Source organism: Chryseobacterium sp. WX (genome assembly GCF_029542485.1).
In the GTDB taxonomy this organism is placed as follows: domain Bacteria; phylum Bacteroidota; class Bacteroidia; order Flavobacteriales; family Weeksellaceae; genus Chryseobacterium; species Chryseobacterium cucumeris.
In genome coordinates this window covers 977295-992373 of record NZ_CP120710.1, presented here as the reverse complement: position 1 = coordinate 992373, position 15079 = coordinate 977295, and the positions used below count along the sequence as shown (strand labels likewise).

Here is a 15079-nt window from a genome sequence, read left to right as displayed (position 1 = left end):
ACAAAAAAAGATAATTATCAAATTACCTCTCTTCTTACTTTAAATCAAAAAAAAAATGGCAAGCTACCTAAATCACACCGCTACGACCGATTACCTTTGCTGCGTTCCCACCCTGGAGGATTCTCAGGAGCTGGTTGTTTAGGACTTGCCGTTGCAAAGGTAGGAATATTTTATAAACTTCAAAACTTTATCAAAGAAAATTAGTTGAAAAAATGCAGTGGTAAAGCTAAACGCCTGACATTTAGAGGGAAAAATTTTCAACTTTTTTTAAAAATTTAAATATGACGAAAAGTCCATCAACACTAGGAATTATACTTTTTATCGCTACAATGATCGTTTTTTTTGTAGTATATACTTTTTTCTCAGGAATCAATTATTTTGATATCTCTTTGAAAGCCAATGCTTTTGTTTTGCCTCTTTTATATGCCGGAGCTGCTTTCTGGTCTGTAAAATCTTACTGGAACAACCATAGAGTGGTGAAATTTAAAGATGCTTTCAAAAGAGCATTCGTTCCGATGTTCATCGGAGGAATTCTTTCTATTTTTAGTATTTATGCTTTTTTAACTTTTGTAGATCCTGCAGCTAAAAGCCTGTTGAACTATCAATATGTTCAAAGACAAAAATCAGAACTGGATACAGAATATACTTCAGCAAGAAAAATTCTGAAGCATCAGAAAGATATTGATGAGCTGGATCAGAAATACAAAGAAAGATTGCAGAGCTTCACACCAGAGGCGGTTAAAGGAAAAGATATGCTTACCGCAAGTCATTTTTCAGGATATTTTGCGGCAATTCTTATATTTTACGTAGTTTTGTCGGTATTTTTCGGAGCGTTTTTCAGAACAAGAACGATACATCAACCCGAAGAAACAAATCAAGCCTAATTCTTATTAAAATTTAAATGAATTTATCTATAGTTATTCCGTTACTGAACGAAGAAGACTCTCTGGAAGAGCTTTTTTCAAGAATCGACAAAGTATGCACAACCAGCAATTTATCTTATGAGATCTGGTTTGTAGACGATGGAAGTACGGATTTGTCGTGGAGTATTATTGAGAATATGAAAGTTCAGTATCCTCAGATTCACGCTATTAAATTTTCCAGAAATTATGGAAAATCACAGGCACTTCATGCCGCTTTTGAAAGAACAAACGGTGATGTAGTGATTACCATGGATGCTGATTTACAGGATTTTCCAGAAGAAATTCCGGAATTGTATAATATGGTGATTCATGACAATTATGATATCGTTTCCGGTTGGAAAAAGAAGCGTTTTGATAATGTGATGACGAAAAATATTCCGTCAAAATTATTCAATGCAGCGGCTAGAAAAGTTTCAGGAGTTTATCTTCACGACTTCAACTGTGGTTTGAAAGCCTACAAAAAACAGGTGGTAAAATCTGTGGATGTTTACGGAGATATGCATCGTTATATTCCGGTATTGGCTGCCAATGCAGGTTTCAGAAGAATCACGGAAAAAGAAGTACAGCATCAGGCAAGACCTTACGGAACTTCAAAATTCGGAACTGAGAGATTTATCAGAGGATTTCTGGATTTGATAACGCTTTGGTTTGTAAGCCGTTTCGGAGGAAGACCAATGCATTTCTTCGGAGCTGTGGGTACTTTAATGTTTATTGTTGGTTTTCTTTCAGCACTTTGGTTAGGAATTTCTAAACTGATTGATGTAGCAAGAGGAATCTACGGACACTTAATCACCAATAATCCATGGTTCTTTATCGCATTAACCATGATGATTATGGGAAGCTTGCTGTTTGTGGCAGGATTCTTAGGAGAAATGATCATCAGAACCAACCGTGAGCATAAGAATTATAATATTGATGAAGTGATATAATGGAAGAAAAGCTGCCGAAAATTTATTCTAAGAAAGCCATTTTAGGATTTTCTATTTTTCTTTCCGCACTTTTCGGAGGTGTTTTGTTATACCAGAATTTAATAGAGGTCAACAAAAAGAAAGAAGCATACACTGTACTGGCAATTTCGGTTCTTTTAACAATTATCACAGGAGTTATTGTCAATATTCCGGAAGAGCCTAAAAGTTCACTTGCTTATATTTGCGGCCTTGGAGGGGGAAGTTTGCTTTCCTATTATTTTATGCCGAAATATTTTCCAGATGAAGAAAAGTATCCGAAAAAAGCAATATGGAAACCCTTAATTATTGGGGTCGCGATTGTTGCAATTCTTTTGACTTTAATCATTTATGGTGCTTCTGTTGAAAATAGTTAAACATAGAAGAGCTGTAATAAATCATCAATTTTTACAGATTTAAGAATAAATATAACGAAAAGCACTCTGTCAGCAGGGTGCTTTTTGTAATTTTATAAAAACTTTTAATCCGGATGTTTAAAATCAAATCTATTCTTTTTTACTTTCTTTTACTTTTCGCAGTCTCATGTTCATCAAATAAACTTTCCGGTTCTTGGGAGTTTATTGATATTTATGATGGAGAAATTTCTAATACGGATACGTTGAAAAATAAAACAAACAATTCCAGATATGGAACAGGAGTTCTGACCTTTTATCAGGATAAAACTTTCAGTTCAATAGGAAACAATGGAATTTATCAGATAGAAAATAATCTATTGAAAATGAAGTATAATGACGATGAAAATATAACCACAATGAAAATCTCCAGTGTAAGTAAAAATTATCTTCTTTTATTTTCAATGGCTGGCAGTCCTAAAACATGGTTTTATAAAAAAGTAAAAAGAATTGAGAATAAGAAATAGGCTCTTCTGAAAAGCAAAAAATTGAAAACTATCAGGTATTTTATTGTCAAAAGACAAAGTTTTTTAGAAATTTTAATCCTATTTTTGTTCAAAATAATATTGAAAGTCCCGTGAGGCCTGAGAAAAGCTTTCAGAGATTTTCAGTAAAGATCGTTGCGATTATAATATAGAATATTTAAAATTAAATATGAAAAAAGTTGTATACACATTGATGCTGATGGCAGTAGTTTCCTGCGGAAAAGTTTCTCCAAAAGGGAATATTGAAAAGAAAGATGTGGATGTTTCGGAATTCGTCAACCTTGATCTGGAAGGTAAATTCCGTGTATTTTATGCCAGAGGTCCGAAAAATTTTGTAGAAATAGAAACCTATCCAAATGTAGCAAGCAATATGGATGTGGATGTAAAAGATAAAACCCTTTTCATTAAAGAAAAAAGAGGAACAAAAGGAGTCGATTTTTATAATGTAACGATTTATTCCAAATATAATCTTGAAAAAGTAGCTGTTTCAGATTCTGTGGAAGTGAATATTTCAAGCGAAATCAAAACAGATAATTTCAGACTTAACATGAAAAATAATGCAAGTTTCATGGGATCTGTAAACACAAGAAGAGCAGAACTGGAAATGCATAACAGAAGCCGCGCAAACTTTTTGGGATTATCTAAAGATGCAGTGATAAAGATTTCAGATACAGCAAGTTTAATTGCACCTTACTGGAAAATCACCAATCTGAATATTGATTCTAAAAACGGTAATTATGCAGAAGTAAATGTAAAAGATTCTTTAAAAGGACATATTCAGAACACTGCAAAATTTATCTATTATAACGATCCTATCAGAGCGTTTAAAATTGATAAAACAACGAAAGTCGAAAACAAAAAGCTGGATTAAAAAACAGCATTATTTAAACTAGAAACTAGGAACTTTACAAATTATAAAAGAACAACATTACAAATATGAATACACTAGAAAAAGCGAAACTTTGGTTAAGTGATACCTTCGATAAAGAAACAAGAGATGCTGTACAGACGTTGATCGACAGCAATTCCCCTGATCTGGAAGATTCTTTCTACAGAGAACTGGAATTCGGGACAGGAGGTATGCGTGGAATAATGGGAGTAGGAACCAACCGCTTGAATAAATATACATTAGGACAAGCGACTCAAGGATTGGCTAATTATATGCTTCAGCAGTTCAAAGGAGAAGAGATTAAAGTGGCTATCGCTTATGATGTTCGTAATAACTCAAAAGAATTCGGAAAACTGGTAGCAGATGTTTTAACAGCCAACGGAATTAAAGTTTTACTTTTCAAAGATCACAGACCGACTCCTGAATTGTCTTTCACGGTACGTGATAAAAAATGTAACGGAGGAATCGTATTAACGGCTTCTCACAACCCACCAGAATACAACGGTTACAAAGTATACTGGAATGACGGCGCACAGATTGTTCCGCCTAATGATGAAGCCATTATCAATGAAGTGTATTCTGTGAAATTTGAAGAAATTAAATTCAACGGAAATGATGATCTGATCGAATGGATCGGAGAGGAGCAGGACGATGTGTATATCGATGCATGTATTGAAAACTCTACGTATCAGAACGTTGGAAAAGAAAATTTAAATATTGTTTTCACTTCTATCCATGGAACAACCTATACAACTGTTCCCAAAGCCCTTGAAAAAGCAGGTTTCAAAAAAGTAGATCTTGTAAGAGAACAGATGATCCCAAGCGGAAATTTCCCAACAGTAGAGTCTCCAAACCCGGAAGAGCCTGCAGCATTGGAAATGGCAATGGATCTGGCAAGAATTACCAATGCAGATATCGTGATTGGAACAGACCCGGATGGGGACAGATTAGGAATCGCCGTAAGAAATCTTGATGGTGAAATGCAATTATTGAACGGAAACCAAACCAATACCATCCTTACATATTACATTCTGAATGAGTGGAGAAAACAAGGGAAAATTACCGGAAAAGAGTTCATTGGTTCTACCATCGTAACTTCCGATATCTTCTTTGATATTGCACAGAAATTCGGTGTAGAATGCAAAGTAGGTCTTACTGGATTCAAATGGATTGGAAAAATGATCCGTGAAGCAGAAGGAACTCAGAAATTTGTATGTGGTGGTGAGGAAAGTTTCGGATTTATGACCGGAGACTTCGTTCGTGATAAAGACTCTTGCGGAAGTATTCTTTTAGCCTGCGAAATTGCAGCTTGGTGCAAAGCCAATGGAAAAACAATGTATCAGTACATGATTGAGATCTATGAGGATCTTGGAATGTATTATGAAGGATTAATCAATATCGTTAGAAAAGGGAAAGAAGGAGCTGAAGAAATTCAGAATATGATGAAAGATTTCCGTGAAAATCCTCCAAAGGAACTGGCTGGTTCATTAGTGGAAGAAGTGAAAGACTTTAAAGAGCAGACAAGTCTTACCATTTCTACGAATGAGAAAAAAGTGATGAATGATATTCCGAAGTCTAACGTTTTGATCTATTACACACAGGATGGAACAAAAGTATGTGTAAGACCTTCAGGAACAGAGCCAAAAATCAAGTTCTATGTTTCAGTGAAGGATTCCATTACTTCAGAAGCAGATTTCAGAGACAAATTAAAATCATTGGAAGCTAAAATAGGAGCCGTTAAAACAGATCTTAAACTGGATTAATGCGCTGAAAACAGCAGATGATAAAAAGAATTATAGCAATATACATACTTTCTGCAGCCGTAGTTTCCTGTAAAAAGGAAACTGCAGTTTCAGAAGTAAAACAGGTAAACGATTCGATTACCAAAACTGAATCCAAAGAAGATCAGTACAAACCCATAGACACAGCTTGTTCATCGGCTAACAAAACGGAAGATTATATCACATCTCTTCAGTGGTATCGCACCAAAATTGAAAAAGAGATGGCTGGAAACAGGCCGGAACAGAATGACCAAGTATACGAAGATTATTTAAAAATAAGAGGAAAGTATACCGAATGTCTGATGAGTCTTCATACTGATGTTCTGGATAAATATGTGAATTATTATAACTATGAGAAGGATCAGTACAATTTTCCGGATAACGTTAAAAAAATAGCTTCAGAACTGAATAAAGCAGGTCTTGAATTCAGAGAAGTAGGAGAAGGAATGACCGAAATATGGACCATTCCGGGATATTATTCTTCTCTTTTTAAAAATAAACTGACTCCGGATTATGAAGCTTATGTTTCACAAACAGATAAAGAAAGTGAAACCAATTATGCCGCAGATGCTGGATTAATAATCAGCTGGGAGCAACTAGGCAACAGATTGATTTTCTGGGAGAATTTCATGAATAAATATCCTGAAAGCAAGCTGATAAAGACAGTAAAACAAGACTATAATTACTATTTGTCCGATTATCTTTTAGGAATGGATAATACGCCCACCTACGAAAGAGACCAGGATAAAGGAACCGGAAAACTAAACGATGAGAACAGAGCGGAATTCAACAGGATGATCAAAAAATATCCGAATTCCCATACGGCCAAAAAAGTAAAAGAGATTATGATTCTTTTTGATACACAAACACCGGTAGATCAAATAGATGAGAAGATTCATGGAGAACGATAATATAAATTTAAAATAAGAAAAAGTGAAAGTTTCAAAATTAGCAGCGAACCTGATCGGTTCTGAAATTGTAAAAATTGGTAACGAAGTAAATGATCTAAAAGCAAAAGGAGCGGAAATTGCCAATCTTACTATTGGTGATCTGAATTCTAACATCTATCCTATTCCGGCATTGCTGAAGGAAGAGATTCAGAAAGCATATCAGAATAATCTGACAAACTATCCGCCTGCCAACGGACTTTTATCTTTAAGAAAAGAAGTTTCCAAAGACCTGAAAAAAAGATGGAATCTTGATTATTCTCCAGAAGACATCCTGATTACTGCAGGATCAAGACCATTGATCTATGCCGTTTACAAAACAATCGTAGACGAAGGAGATAAAGTAGTTTATCCTACACCATCATGGAACAACAATCACTATGCTTATCTTACTTCAGCCAACGCTGTAGAAGTGAAAACAAAACCTGAAACCAATTTCCTTCCGACTGCTGATGATTTAAGACCTCACTTAGATGGAGCCGTTTTATTAGCTTTGTGTTCTCCATTGAACCCTACAGGAACCATGTTTACAAAAGAACAACTTTCTGAGATCTGTGAACTGGTCATTGCTGAAAACAAAAAAAGAGGTGAAGATCAGAAACCGTTATACTTAATGTATGACCAGATCTACTCTTGCCTTACATTCGGTGCTGAGCACGTAGATCCTGTTTCTCTTTTCCCGGAAATGAGAGATTATACCATCTATATCGACGGTATTTCAAAATGCCTTGCAGCAACCGGAGTACGTGTAGGATGGGGATTCGGACCTGCTCATATTCTTGATAAAATGAAGGCACTTCTTACTCACGTTGGAGCATGGGCTCCAAAACCAGAGCAGGAAGCAACGGCTAAATTCTATGAAAATTCAGAGAATGTAGATACTTTCGTGAATGATTTTAAAGCTAAACTTGAAAACAGCTTAAAAGTACTTCACAACGGAGTTCAGGATTTAAAAGGAAAAGGACTGGCTGTTGACAGTATTGAACCAATGGGAGCTCTTTATCTTACTATTAAATTAGATTATATAGGGAAAACAAAACCAGACGGAACTGTACTTGAAAATTCTTCAGACCTGGTATTCTACCTAATTAATGAAGCAGGAGTGGCTTTAGTACCATTCTCAGCTTTCGGAGAAGAAAAATCAGAACCTTGGTTCCGTGCTTCTGTAGGAGGATTAGCTGTAGATGAGATCAAAGTTATGCTTCCCAAACTGGAAAACGCTTTGAACAAATTAAAGTAATTTTCTAATAAAATTATAAGCTTCGACTCTGCCCGGCATGACATCGTTAAAATATATCTTTTAGTATTAGCAATGTCACGCTGAGCGGAGTCGAAGCGTTTTTTACACATTCTATAAAACCATGAAACTTCCGCAGAAATCCTTTCTTGAAACAAAATATGTGTTTTTTTTAACGCTGGTGATCATTACAGTAGTACTCTTAAGTGTTTGGCTTTCAGGAAAAACAGATCATCGTTCTCTGTTTCAGAATTCAATCTTATCAACCTCTGTTTTAGCTGGAGTATTTTTTCTGTTTATCAGTATAGGACTCTATTCTGGTTTAAAATTAAAAGATAATGTAGGAAATATTTTAAACAAAGAAAGAATACAAAGATATGCAGATAAAACACCAAAATTTGATGGTTTTGAGTTTGATCCACCAGCAATTGGTGATGGAATAGGAGGTGTTATTTTATCAGTTCTTTTATGGATTGTAATTTCAATTCTACTTATTTTTCTTTCGTATTTTTTCGGTCTTTTCTTTTGGTCTGCTGTATTATTATTAGGAGCTATTCTGTATTGGATTTTTTTCAGAGCTTTGAGATTGGTTTTCAAGAACTCCGGAAAATGTAAGGGGGATTTGCTAAAAAGTTTCGGATTCGGATTTTTCTATTCTTTTCTCTACATCTCCTGGATGTATGGAATTATTTTTTTGATCAAATATTTGAATTGAAATCTGTATTTTTTGATCAAAAAATTAAATAAATATTAAAAGTTAAACAACAACTTTGCACGATACTCAACAAGGGATTATCTTTGAAACTTTTACACACCCGAATATAAAAGTTGAAAATTACACGATGAAAAAACTGAGATTTCTACTCTTACCAGTTTCAATATTGGTATGCTCACAAGAGGTTGATACACTGAAGGTAAAAGAGCTTCCCAAGGAAACCGAATTGCCCAAAGTACAAACCTACACTTTAAAAGACGGATCTGTCCGCACTTATCCGAAACCTAAATTATTGGATTTTGTAACCAAATTACCCAGAAACTTTATCAATACCAATAAAGATTTCGTAGCCAAAGATCATGCTTATTATCTGGGAGGAGCTGTTGCCGCTACGTTAATACTCCTGCCATTTGACCAGAAACTGATTGATAATTCAAGAGAACTGGCTGAACAATGGGGAATGGATAAAGATAATAACTACCATAAAGTGGGAGGTGTATTTAAAATTCCGAAAGATGTCGGATCTGCACTGTACCTTATAGGAAATGGCTCTACATTAGTATTATTAGGAATTGGTTTCGGAACCTATGGATTGATAAAAAATGACTACAGAGCCCAGGCTACCGCCAGTGGTTTAATGGAAAGTTTAATTCTTTCCGGAGTTTTCACCCAAACCCTTAAAAGAATTACAGGAAGAGAAAGCCCGTTTATTGCCGAAGAATACGGACACAAAGGAGGCGCATGGAATCCGTTTCCCAGTTTCTCCGCATTCAGTAAAAATACCTCGAATTACGATGCCATGCCGTCGGGACATTTAACCACCTTCATGGCTGGAATCACTGTGATTGCAGATAACTATCCGGATGCCAAATGGATCAAGCCTGTAGGGTATACACTGGCAGGAGCATTATGCTTTCAAATGATGCAAAGTAAAGTTCACTGGGCCTCAGACTATCCATTAGCCCTATTAATGGGATATTTTATAGGAAAAACCATATCAAAAAGCAGATACACTTCTTCAGAAGGAACCATCGGAAAGACAAAATATAGTCTCAACTTCACTGCATCCCGCCAATGGGAATACAATATGGTAGGCGTAAAACTCTCTTTTTAAACTCTGAAATCTTTGTTTTGTTTAGGAAATAAGATAGTTTTCACTACATTTGGTCTCAGGATAAAAGGTGTATCCGGACTTTTATAAGTGTTGGGATGAAACCTCCTGATTTAAAAAGAATTACTTAATATTGTATTGAATGAAAATAATCGCTGTTATCCCTGCACGTTACGAAGCAAGCCGTTTTCCAGGGAAATTAATGCAGATTTTAGGAGAAAAAACCGTGATTACTACAACCTATCAGAATGTAGTGGAAACCGGACTGTTTGATGAAGTATTTGTCGCCACAGACTCTGAAATTATTCTTGATGAAATCGTAAAAAACGGAGGAAAAGCCGTCATGACAGGACAGCATGAGACTGGAAGCGACCGTATTGCTGAAGCAGTACAGAATATAGAGTGTGATATTGTCATCAATGTTCAGGGAGATGAGCCTTTCCTTAAGTTAGAACCTTTACGTCAGCTGATTGAAGTTTTCAGAAATGATAATCAACAGGAAATATCTTTAGCTTCTTTAAAAATACAGCTGAGCGAAAAAGAAGAAATTGAAAATCCGAATAACGTAAAAGTAATTACTGATAACAATGGTTTTGCTTTATATTTCAGTCGTTCTGTAATTCCTTTTCACAGAGAAGTTTCCTTTGATGTAAGCTATTTTAAACATATTGGAGTATATGCTTTCAGAAAAGAAGCGCTGTTGCAGTTTTCAAAACTGGCTATGAAACCATTGGAAATATCAGAAAAGATTGAATGCATCCGTTATCTTGAATACGGAATGAAAATCAAAATGATAGAAACCAATTTCGTTGGAGTAGGCATTGATACGCCGGAAGATCTGGAAAAAGCCCGAAAATTAATTTAAAATCAGAAGAATCAGCAAAACAAATCGACCTTTTAGTTGTTTTGCGTTTTTGCAATTTTACATAAATCCCCCTATATTTGAATTTATAAATAAAATTAATGAAGAAGTTATTATTAGTATTTGGACTGATATTTTCGCATGTGATATTCGGACAGACCGCAAAGGAAATTATTGACAAAAACATTGAATTATCCGGAGGGTTAACCAATTGGAAATTATTAAACTCGGTATTGCTTCAGGGAAAAGTAATCCTGGGAATTAAAGATGAATATCCGATAAGAATTTTTCAGCAACGTCCAAATCTTACTAAAACATTGATTACGACCGGAGGAAAAGAAACTGCAATTGAAGGTTTTGATGGTACCAAAGGGTATGCAATGAATTATGCTGCCAATAAACTTCAGGAATATCCTGAATATGTGCCGGAAAGTTTCGATAATGATTTCATTGATTGGGAAAATAAAGGATTTGATGCCAAATACCTTGGAAAAGAAAAAGTAGGAGAGATCTATTGTCATAAGGTAGAACTTACCAAGAATGTGAATAAGAATATGTATTATTTTGATACAAAAACTTATATGCTGATCAAAGAAGTGAAAAAAGATGAAACATTGATCTATTCTGATTTTAAAAAAGTTGGAAACCTAATCATGCCTTTCAGAATTGAGTCTTCAAGTGCTAAAAAAGACGGAGATTATGTGATGTTATTAAACAGAATAGACATCAATAAAGTTTTTCCGGCTAATATTTTTAAATTTTAATTCAATTGCAGTTCTCTGCACAAAATTATAAGACATGAAAAAGATTTTCTTACTGCTGCTTTCTTTCATGGCATTTCTGCAAAGCTGCACCAACCAAAAAAGTGAAATTTCTAAAGCTAAAACCACAGAACTTATGGGAAAAACAATATATGACTTCAAAGTAGAAGGTCTTGATGGCAAAGAAATCAATTTTGCAGATTTTAAAGGAAAAAAAATCCTGATTGTCAATACGGCTTCAGAATGTGGATTTACTCCACAGTATGCAGATCTTGAAAAGGTATATGAACAATATAAAGATAAATTGGTAGTGATAGGGTTTCCTGCTAATAATTTTGGAGGACAGGAACCTGGAACCAATACTGAAATTGGGGCTTTCTGCCAGAAAAATTACGGAGTAACATTCCCGATGGCTGCTAAAGTTTCTGTAAAAGGCGATGATACAGCACCTATCTTTAAATTTTTAACAGAGAAGGAACTGAACGGAGTAAAGAATACAAGCATCCTTTGGAATTTTACGAAATTTCTTGTAGATGAAAACGGAAAATTGATTGACACCTTTGTAAGCACTACAAATCCTACGGATGTGGCTATTACAAAGTATCTGAAATAAAGATAAAAACTATATTTTTACAAGTGGGTGTTTTACATCCGCTTTTTTTATTTTTAACTAATAAACCGTTTCCTATGAAAAAAGTAATTTTTACCCTTTGTATCCTGGCTTCTTTTATGTTAGGCTTCGCTTTTAAAGCTGTTACAGAAAACAAACCCAATGAGATGAAAAGAGTTACCGGTATTGGTGGAATCTTTTTTAAATGTAAGGACACTAAGAAAATGAGAGAATGGTATGAAAATCATCTAGGGCTTAGTACCAATGAATATGGAGCTGTATTTGAGTGGTTTCAAGGCGCTGATAACTCTAAAAAAGGATTCAGCCAGTGGAGTCCTTTCGGTGAAAAAACGAAGTATTTCCTGCCGTCCGAGAAAGATTTCATGATCAATTACAGAGTTGATAATCTTGAAAAACTGGTGGAACAACTAAAGAAGGAAAATGTAACCGTTGTAGATAAGATTGAGACTTATGAATATGGAAAATTTGTCCACATTATGGATATTGAAGGCAATAAAATAGAGCTTTGGGAGCCTAATGACATTGAATATGAAAAATTAGGACAGAAAATGGGCAGCAAAACCACAAAATAGGGAATAGATAAAAGGTAGAAGCATTTAGGGGTTAGGGAATTAATAATGAGAACTTCATCTTTAACCCGAACCCAATCACCTTCGCATCCCGAACCCCGTATTTCAATCAATCATTCATTAGTCTTCTCTGCAAAACAGAAAATATTCCCCAGTTTGATACTGGAGTAGCCGTTACTTTTTATTTTTGAAGAATTGATCATTGCCTTTGCTAAAATATCTGTTGGCAGAGGTTTTTGACTTTCTAACAACCCAAGTTTATTCGCAAATTTAATGATGCGGCTGCCCAATACTTCTCCGGTTCTTTCAGAATCTTTGCGTTCAAGCATTCCCGGTTTAAAAATAGTGATCTTATTAAAATGCAGTTGTTTTACAGCTTCTTCCAGTTCCCCCTTCATTTTAGAATAGAAAATTTTAGACTGTGGGTTCGCTCCGTAAGCCGATACCAGAATATAATCTTCCACTTCATTCTCTTTTGCAGCTTTCGCAAATTCATACTGATAATCAAAGTCTACTTTCTTCTGGGCTTCTTTACTTCCGGCATCTTTTAAAGTAGTTCCCAGACATGAAAACGCCACATCTCCCTTCACCATCTCTTTCCATTCCTCCGGTTTTTCAAAATTCACTACATGAACTTTCAGCTTATCATTCTGAATATCAACAGGTTTTCTGACGAAAATATCCACTTCATCAAACTCTTTGTCATTCAATAACTGATTGACAAGATCTTTTCCTGTGGCACCTGTAGCACCTATTACAAGAGCTTTCATAATAATTGCGGTTTTGTAAGATTATTTCTTTCTTAAATTTACTAAATTTGAATTAAAGATTAAAGAATTAATTTGATCATTACCTATTACTTATCACTTATTACTTATATTGAACATGGATGCCAACGATATTTTAGATTACTGCCTGGCCAAAAAAGGAGTTACGGAAAGTTTTCCTTTTGATAACGAAACTCTCGTGATGAAAGTAGACACCAAAATGTTTTTACTGATGGGACTTGAGAGACAGCCGTTGGCCATTAATGTAAAAACAGATCCGGAATGGAGTGCAGAGCTTCGTGAGCAATATCCTCAGATCACAGGTGCTTATCATATGAACAAAACCCACTGGAATTCCGTAGCAGTAGATGGATTGAAAAGAGATCTGATCTTTAAACTCATTGATCAATCCTACGAGCTGGTTTTCAAATCCCTGACTAAAAAAGCACAGAATGAAGTCAATTCATTATAGTACATCAAATAAATTGAGGTACGGGATTTGTTATCTATTACTGGTGAAATAATATATTTGACATTAATAAAATAAATTACAAATGAGAAATCACCTTTTATTATTCGCAGCAGCCGGAACATTGATGCTGTCAGGCTGCACCAAGCCGGTAAATAAGAACACTACAGAAAAAAACACTTCTGCTGTATCAGCCTCTGAAAAATATCCCGAAACTCTTAAATTAGAATTTTCAGGAACAGACGCATTTACCATTAAAAATGCACGGCTCAAAGTGAGTTTATATGGAATGGACGAAAAACTGGCTGATGCTCCTGCTACTTTAATTACAGAACAGGAATATGAACAGAAATCAATACCCTTCACCATCAATCTGCCAATACCTGAAGATGCCGGAAGCAAGATCAATCCAAAACCTGCCGGTCCTGCAAAATATTATGTAACCATAAGCTGGGATTCTGATGGAAACGGAAAAGCAGATCAAAAAGGAGATATCTTTATTGATTACGACAAACAGTTCCCGAATGTGAAACTGAATAATGAAACCCAGAAAATCTACTTAAAAGTATTAAAATAAACAAAAAGGCTATTCCCAACGAATAGCCTTTCTCTATATTTAAAAATCAAATTTTTCTGTTATTCTTTTATCCTCATCCAGTCTTTCAATCAATTTGTCCAGACCTTCAAATTTGATTTCATCATGAAGAAAATCCCTGAAACTTACCGTAATCTTTTCATCATAAATGTCATCATCAAAATCAAGGATATAAACTTCCACAGTTAGTTTTTCTCCATTTACCGTCGGATTGGTTCCGATGCTCAGCATTCCTTTGTACTGATTACCCTTTACGAATACTTCCACAATATAAGCTCCTTTTTTAGGTAACAACTTGATTGATTCCGTATCAATATTAGCTGTGGGATATCCGATGGTTCTTCCAATCTTTTTCCCATGAACGACAGTTCCGGAAACAGAGTAGGAGTATCCCAGCATTTCGTTAGCTTCCTTAACATTACCTGTTAAAAGAGCATTACGTATTTTAGTGGAACTGATATTATTTTCATGAATATTAATTGCTTCCATCTGTTCTACCTCAAAATCAAGTTCTTTTGATAATTTCTGGAGAAGCTCAAAATTTCCGCTTTTATTTTTTCCGAAGGAATGATCGTATCCTATAATAAGGTACTTTACATTAAGTTTGTCAATTAAAATCTGACGTACAAACTCTTCTCCGGTCAGATTTCTGAATTCTTCATCAAATTCTTTCAGGAACAAATTATCAATGCCATATTTTTCAACCAGCTGTTTCTTTTCTTCCAGTGTATTGAGAAGCTTTAAATCTTCATTAGGATTAAAAACAAATCTTGGATGAGGCCAGAACGTAAGAATTGCTGTTTCCAGATTATTTTCTGTACCTATTTTAGTCAGCTCATCGATAATACTCTTGTGCCCTAGATGTACCCCGTCAAACATTCCTAAAGACAATGCTAAAGGCTTCTGTGAGGAGTAATCTGTAAAATTCTTGAAAACTTTCAAAACGGAAAAATTTTGATTGCAAATATAAAACCTTTATT

General features: G+C 35.0%; 18 protein-coding genes and 1 other RNA gene. 16 read left to right on the top strand and 3 right to left on the bottom strand.

The features are described 5' to 3' along the window. Positions 1 to 53: 53 nt before the first annotated feature. Positions 54 to 151: signal recognition particle sRNA small type (ffs, locus tag PZ898_RS04440), an RNA gene on the bottom strand. A 130-nt stretch (positions 152 to 281) separates the two neighbouring features. On the opposite strand from ffs, the gene PZ898_RS04435 reads away from it, so the two are divergent. The 14 genes from PZ898_RS04435 to PZ898_RS04370 all read left to right on the top strand — a co-directional run bounded on the left by PZ898_RS04435 (position 282) and on the right by PZ898_RS04370 (position 12271). Further along, positions 282 to 884, top strand: coding sequence for a DUF4199 domain-containing protein (locus PZ898_RS04435; protein ID WP_062674918.1), 603 nt, complete (start codon positions 282 to 284; stop codon positions 882 to 884). A gap of 17 nt (positions 885 to 901) precedes the next feature. Next, positions 902 to 1852, top strand: a complete 951-nt coding sequence (locus PZ898_RS04430; RefSeq protein ID WP_062674916.1) for a glycosyltransferase family 2 protein — start codon at positions 902 to 904, stop codon at positions 1850 to 1852. After that, a complete protein-coding gene (locus PZ898_RS04425) occupies positions 1852 to 2244 on the top strand; it encodes a hypothetical protein (RefSeq protein ID WP_120231335.1) in 393 nt (130 codons plus the stop codon). The genes PZ898_RS04430 and PZ898_RS04425 overlap by 1 nt, the downstream gene beginning before the upstream one ends. Positions 2245 to 2357: 113 nt before the next feature. Next, positions 2358 to 2747, top strand: coding sequence for a hypothetical protein (locus tag PZ898_RS04420; protein WP_277694901.1), 390 nt, complete (start codon positions 2358 to 2360; stop codon positions 2745 to 2747). Between the two features lie 187 nt (positions 2748 to 2934). Next, on the top strand, positions 2935 to 3636 hold the full coding sequence (locus tag PZ898_RS04415) for a DUF2807 domain-containing protein (protein ID WP_277694900.1): 702 nt from the start codon (positions 2935 to 2937) through the stop codon (positions 3634 to 3636). Between the two features lie 65 nt (positions 3637 to 3701). Beyond that, positions 3702 to 5417 carry a phospho-sugar mutase gene (locus tag PZ898_RS04410; protein ID WP_123279832.1) on the top strand — a complete coding sequence of 572 codons (1716 nt, stop codon included), beginning with the start codon at positions 3702 to 3704 and terminating at the stop codon, positions 5415 to 5417. A gap of 17 nt (positions 5418 to 5434) precedes the next feature. Then, the gene (locus PZ898_RS04405; RefSeq protein ID WP_123279831.1) at positions 5435 to 6346 is read left to right on the top strand and encodes a hypothetical protein; all 912 of its coding nucleotides are present in this window, start codon (positions 5435 to 5437) and stop codon (positions 6344 to 6346) included. Between the two features lie 22 nt (positions 6347 to 6368). Further along, complete coding sequence (locus PZ898_RS04400; protein WP_062674905.1) at positions 6369 to 7622, top strand: aminotransferase class I/II-fold pyridoxal phosphate-dependent enzyme; 1254 nt, start codon at positions 6369 to 6371, stop codon at positions 7620 to 7622. A gap of 121 nt (positions 7623 to 7743) precedes the next feature. Further along, complete coding sequence (locus PZ898_RS04395) at positions 7744 to 8334, top strand: hypothetical protein (RefSeq protein ID WP_277694899.1); 591 nt, start codon at positions 7744 to 7746, stop codon at positions 8332 to 8334. 127 nt (positions 8335 to 8461) lie between these two features. Then, on the top strand, positions 8462 to 9448 hold the full coding sequence (locus PZ898_RS04390; RefSeq protein ID WP_062674903.1) for a phosphatase PAP2 family protein: 987 nt from the start codon (positions 8462 to 8464) through the stop codon (positions 9446 to 9448). Positions 9449 to 9587: 139 nt separating this feature from the next. Further along, complete coding sequence (gene kdsB / locus PZ898_RS04385; protein ID WP_277694898.1) at positions 9588 to 10310, top strand: 3-deoxy-manno-octulosonate cytidylyltransferase; 723 nt, start codon at positions 9588 to 9590, stop codon at positions 10308 to 10310. A gap of 98 nt (positions 10311 to 10408) precedes the next feature. Next, positions 10409 to 11071, top strand: a complete 663-nt coding sequence (locus PZ898_RS04380) for a hypothetical protein (protein WP_062674900.1) — start codon at positions 10409 to 10411, stop codon at positions 11069 to 11071. A gap of 34 nt (positions 11072 to 11105) precedes the next feature. Continuing rightward, entirely contained in the window at positions 11106 to 11681 is a 576-nt protein-coding gene (locus tag PZ898_RS04375) for a glutathione peroxidase (protein WP_062674898.1), read from the top strand. 74 nt (positions 11682 to 11755) lie between these two features. Further along, positions 11756 to 12271 (top strand): VOC family protein, encoded by a 516-nt coding sequence (locus PZ898_RS04370; RefSeq protein WP_317041204.1) that lies wholly within the window; start codon positions 11756 to 11758, stop codon positions 12269 to 12271. A 110-nt stretch (positions 12272 to 12381) separates the two neighbouring features. Here PZ898_RS04370 and PZ898_RS04365 read toward each other — a convergent pair whose 3' ends face one another. Continuing rightward, positions 12382 to 13038, bottom strand: coding sequence for an NAD(P)H-binding protein (locus PZ898_RS04365; protein ID WP_137904939.1), 657 nt, complete (start codon positions 13036 to 13038; stop codon positions 12382 to 12384). 115 nt (positions 13039 to 13153) lie between these two features. On the opposite strand from PZ898_RS04365, the gene PZ898_RS04360 reads away from it, so the two are divergent. Next, a complete protein-coding gene (locus PZ898_RS04360) occupies positions 13154 to 13507 on the top strand; it encodes an MmcQ/YjbR family DNA-binding protein (protein ID WP_062674894.1) in 354 nt (117 codons plus the stop codon). Between the two features lie 82 nt (positions 13508 to 13589). Next, on the top strand, positions 13590 to 14081 hold the full coding sequence (locus tag PZ898_RS04355; RefSeq protein WP_253297162.1) for a hypothetical protein: 492 nt from the start codon (positions 13590 to 13592) through the stop codon (positions 14079 to 14081). Between the two features lie 39 nt (positions 14082 to 14120). Here PZ898_RS04355 and PZ898_RS04350 read toward each other — a convergent pair whose 3' ends face one another. Continuing rightward, positions 14121 to 15041, bottom strand: a complete 921-nt coding sequence (locus PZ898_RS04350) for a bifunctional riboflavin kinase/FAD synthetase (protein ID WP_277694897.1) — start codon at positions 15039 to 15041, stop codon at positions 14121 to 14123. Positions 15042 to 15079: the final 38 nt, after the last annotated feature.